Origin of the sequence: Kitasatospora sp. NPDC001539, assembly GCF_040298565.1 — a bacterium.
Taxonomy (GTDB): domain Bacteria; phylum Actinomycetota; class Actinomycetes; order Streptomycetales; family Streptomycetaceae; genus Kitasatospora.
In genome coordinates this window covers 1-3,940 of the sequence record NZ_JBEPAK010000399.1, presented here as the reverse complement: position 1 = coordinate 3,940, position 3,940 = coordinate 1, and the positions used below count along the sequence as shown (strand labels likewise).

The window sequence follows — 3,940 nt, the reverse complement described above, 5'->3', positions numbered from 1 at the left end:
AACCCCCCACCCCCCCCCCCCCACCCCCCGGCGCGCGGGCCGGAGCCCGCGCGCCCGGGAAGAGCACCCCGCCGGCACCCCTGCCGGCGGTCAACGAGCCGCCCGGCGGGCCTCCCTCACCCGCCGCAAGCGGTTCACCAGCACCGGAGCAGCCGCCAACGCCTCCTCCCGGTCCAGCAGCCCGTTCAGCACCTGGTAGTAGCGCGTGGGCGAGATCCCCAGCTCCTCCCGGATCGCCCGCTCCTTGGCCCCCGCCGTCCGCCACTGCCGCCCCTCCAGCGCCAGCACCGCCCGCTCCCGCCCGGTCAGCTCACCCACCGAGAACACCTCCGTCCGTCACTACGGAGTGTCATTCTCGCGCCGAACACCGACACACTCTGCGGGACGCACGCACCCCCACCGCGCGGCTACCGTCGACCCATGATCAGCTTCGCCCTGCACATCCCCACCGCCGAGCTCGCCCCCGAGCCCCTGGACCCGTCCCAGATCGTCTCCGGCACCCCCGAGGTCACCGGGAAGGTCCTCGCCGAGTCCCCCGACGGCCGCCAGCTGCGCGGCATCTGGCAGATCACCCCGGGCGTGGTCACCGACGTCGAGGCCGACGAGATGTTCGTGGTGCTCAGCGGCCGGGCCACCATCGAGATCGAGGGCGGCCCGACCCTCACCGTCGGCCCCGGCGACTGCGCGGTCCTGCGCGAGGGCGACCGCACCACCTGGACCGTCCACGAGACCCTCCGCAAGGCCTACGCGATCACGCTCCCCCACTGATCGCGGGCCCCCGACCGGCGCGCCCCGCCACCGACCGGGCCCCCCGGATCGGGGCCGCGACGCCACCGACCGGAAGCCGGCGCCCGGGTCCTACTGCTTGCGGACCCGGGCCGCCTCCTTCACCGCCGCGTCCTGCAGCCCGCCGAGCACCTGCTTCGGGTCCCCCGTCACCGCCTGCCCGATCCCCGCCTTGATCCGGTTGCTGACCTCGCCCCAGGCCGGGTCCCCGAACGGGTAGAAGCTCGCGTTGGCCAGCCCGACCGCGAACTGCTTGAGGTCCTCGTGCTTCGGGTCCGACGACATCTGGGTGAAGGCGTCCTGGGTCACCGGCAGCAGGTTGTACTGCTCGTCGAACTTCAGCTGGTTGTCCCGCGAGTAGACGAAGGACAGGAACTTCTTGATCTCGTTCTTGTGCCCGTTGGCCTTGAACGCCATCATCCAGTCCGCGACCCCGAGGCTCCCGGTCCGGCCGACGCCGTCCTTCTTCGGGATGGGCGCCGTACCGAAGTCGATCTTCCCGGCGGACGCCATCCGCAGCAGCGTCGGGTGCCCGTTCAGCATCGCGACCTTGCCCGCCGCGAAGTCCTGGAACACCGGCGTGCGGTTCATCCGGCCCGGGTCCGGATACGTCAGCCCGGTGCTCACCAGGTTGTTCTTCAGCCAGTTGAAGGTGGCCTGGTTCTGGTCGCTGTCGATGGTGTAGTTGCCGACGTCGTCGGAGATGCTTCCGCCGCCGCTCAGCGTCCACAGCATCGACTCGGCCGGCGCCTCCTCCGGCCCCAGCGGAAGCCCGTACGGGGTCACCCCCGGCACCTTGGCCTTGATCTTCTCGGCCGCGGCCCGCAGCTCGTTCCAGGTCGTCGGCGGCTGGGCGACCCCGGCCTGCTTGAAGATCGCCTTGTTGTAGAACAGCACCCGCGACGAGGACACGAACGGGATGCCGTACTGGGTCCCGAGCACCTGCCCGGCGTGGGCGAAGTTGTCCATGAACTTCGCCTGGGTGTCCATCGAGAGCACGTCCGCGGCCGGGTACAGCCGGCCGGCCGCGACCTGGTCGGCGAACCCGCCGCTCTGCAGCAGGTCGGGGGACTTCCCGGCCGCGATCATGTCGTCGACCTTCTTGCCGATGTCCGTCCAGCTGTCGACCTCGACCTGGACCTTGATGCCCGGGTTGGCGGCCTCGAAGGCCTTGGAGACGTCGTCCCAGTAGTGCTTGGAGCTGGTCTCGGCGTTCTCCCCGTAGTCCGCGGCCACCAGCTTGAGCGTGACCGGCCCGCCGCCCTGTCCGCTGCACGCGCTCACCGCGGTGAGCACCAGCGCTCCGGCCATCGCACTGCCGAGCACACGGGTGGAAACGTGGACGCGCCTGTTCAACGCGGGTACCGCCTTCAGGGGATCAACTGCGGCCGGATGAGGGAATCCGGCAGGGGGGAGGCGCCACACTGCCAAACCCGCGGTCCACTGGTCCACACCATTCGGCCCCACCCGCCGAGTAGTTACCGAAGTGCCCCGTTCCGTTGCACGATGCGCAACACGATGCGCAACACCGACGACCGGACGCCCCGTTCCGGCCCGTGAGCCCCCGCCCTCGCCCTCGCCCGAACCGGACCCCCGCCCCCGCCCCCACCCCCGCCCGAGACCAAGCTCACCCAGTGTGGACCAGACCAATCCGGCAACTGGACTAGACCTCTTCGACCGAGCCAAGGGAAACTGTCCCCCGTGAAGCACGTCATCGCACTCGATGTAGGCGGCACCGGCATGAAGGCCGCGCTGCTCGCCCAGGACGGCTCCGTGCTGTTCGAAGCACGCCGACCGACCGGGCGGGAGCGCGGTACCGAGGCCGTCGTCGCCGCCATCCTCGACTTCGCCGCCGATCTGGCGGACGAAGGCCGCAGCCGCTTCGGCGCCGCCCCGCTCGCGGCCGGCGTCGCCGTCCCCGGCACGATCGACGAGGAGAACGGCATCGCGGTCTTCTCCGCCAACCTCGGCTGGCGCGACCTCCCGCTGCGCCGGCTGCTCGGCGAGCGCCTGGCCGCCCCCGGCAGCCCCGCGGTGCCGGTGGCCCTCGGCCACGACGTGCGTTCCGGCGGCCTGGCCGAGGGCCGGCTCGGGGCCGGCCGCGGCGTGGACCGCTTCCTGTTCGTCGCCCTGGGCACCGGCATCGCCGGAGCCATCGGCATCGACGGCCGGATCGAGGCCGGCGCCCACGGCTACGGCGGCGAGATCGGCCACGTGGTCGTCCGCCCGGACGGGCCGCCGTGCGGCTGCGGCGCCCGCGGCTGCCTGGAGACGCTGGCCTCCGCCTCCGCCGTCTCCCGCGCCTGGGCCGAGGCCAGCGGCGACCCCGCCGCCGACGCGGCGTCCTGCGCCGCCGCGGTGGACGCCGGGGACGAGCGCGCGCTCGCCGTCTGGCAGCGCGCCGTCGACGCCCTGGCCGACGGCATCGTGCTCGCCCAGAGCCTGCTCGACCCGTCCACGGTGATCGTCGGCGGGGGGCTGGCCGAGGCCGGCGACACCCTGCTGACCCCGCTGCGCACCGCGGTCACCGGGCGCCTGACCTTCCAGATGCCCCCGAAGGTCGTTCCCGCCATGCTCAAAGACACCGCCGCGTCCCTGGGCGCGGGCCTGCTCGCCTGGGATCTGCTCTCCATGGAGGTGACCGCGTGACCACCGCGGACCGTGACCGTACCGCCCTGGCCGGCGCCCGGATCGTCCTGCCCGGCGGCGTCGTCGAGGGCGGCCGCCTCACCGTCGAGGGCGAGCGCATCGCCTCCGTCACGGGCGGCACCGACGGCACCGGCAGCACCGAGAGCGCGGCCGAGCCCGGGGACCTCGACCTGACCGGCTGCACCGTCGTGCCCGGCTTCGTCGACCTGCACGTCCACGGCGGCGGCGGAGCCTCCTACGCCTCCGGCATCGCCGAGGAGGCCCTGCTCGCCGCCCGCACCCACCTCGCCCACGGCACCACCACCACCGTCGCCTCCACCGTCACCGGCGAGATCGACGAACTCGCCCGCCAGGCCCACGTCCTGTCCGAACTCGTGGAGGACGGCATCCTGGCCGGCATCCACTTCGAAGGCCCCTTCATCTCCCACCACCGCTGCGGCGCCCACCGCCCCGACCTGCTCCGCGACCCCGACCCGGCCCTCGTGCGCAAACTCGTCGACGCCGC

The 3,940-nt window shown here is 72.9% G+C and carries 5 protein-coding genes; 3 read left to right on the top strand and 2 right to left on the bottom strand.

Going from position 1 to position 3,940, the window contains the following annotated elements; all coding sequences use genetic code 11:
- Positions 1-90 precede the first annotated feature (90 nt).
- Positions 91-318, bottom strand: a complete 228-nt coding sequence (locus ABT247_RS32395) for a DUF3263 domain-containing protein (RefSeq protein WP_350749959.1) — start codon at positions 316-318, stop codon at positions 91-93.
- 102 nt (positions 319-420) lie between these two features.
- Between ABT247_RS32395 and ABT247_RS32390 the strand changes: the two genes are divergently transcribed.
- The gene (locus ABT247_RS32390) at positions 421-768 is read left to right on the top strand and encodes a cupin domain-containing protein (RefSeq protein WP_350749957.1); all 348 of its coding nucleotides are present in this window, start codon (positions 421-423) and stop codon (positions 766-768) included.
- Positions 769-858: 90 nt separating this feature from the next.
- On the opposite strand, the gene ABT247_RS32385 is transcribed toward ABT247_RS32390, so the two are convergent.
- The gene (locus ABT247_RS32385; RefSeq protein WP_350749956.1) at positions 859-2,142 is read right to left on the bottom strand and encodes an extracellular solute-binding protein; all 1,284 of its coding nucleotides are present in this window, start codon (positions 2,140-2,142) and stop codon (positions 859-861) included.
- Between the two features lie 345 nt (positions 2,143-2,487).
- Between ABT247_RS32385 and ABT247_RS32380 the strand changes: the two genes are divergently transcribed.
- Together ABT247_RS32380 and ABT247_RS32375 are read left to right on the top strand one after the other, a co-directional pair.
- Complete coding sequence (locus ABT247_RS32380) at positions 2,488-3,435, top strand: ROK family protein (protein ID WP_350749954.1); 948 nt, start codon at positions 2,488-2,490, stop codon at positions 3,433-3,435.
- Positions 3,432-3,940: amidohydrolase family protein (locus ABT247_RS32375; protein WP_350749951.1), on the top strand; the 509-nt coding region annotated here is incomplete at its 3' end. The genes ABT247_RS32380 and ABT247_RS32375, both read left to right, overlap by 4 nt.

Excerpts from the sequence above, each read along its gene's own strand:
- ABT247_RS32390 (WP_350749957.1), top strand. The coding sequence starts at position 421 with ATGATCAGCTTCGCCCTGCACATCCCCACCGCCGAGCTCGCCCCCGAG.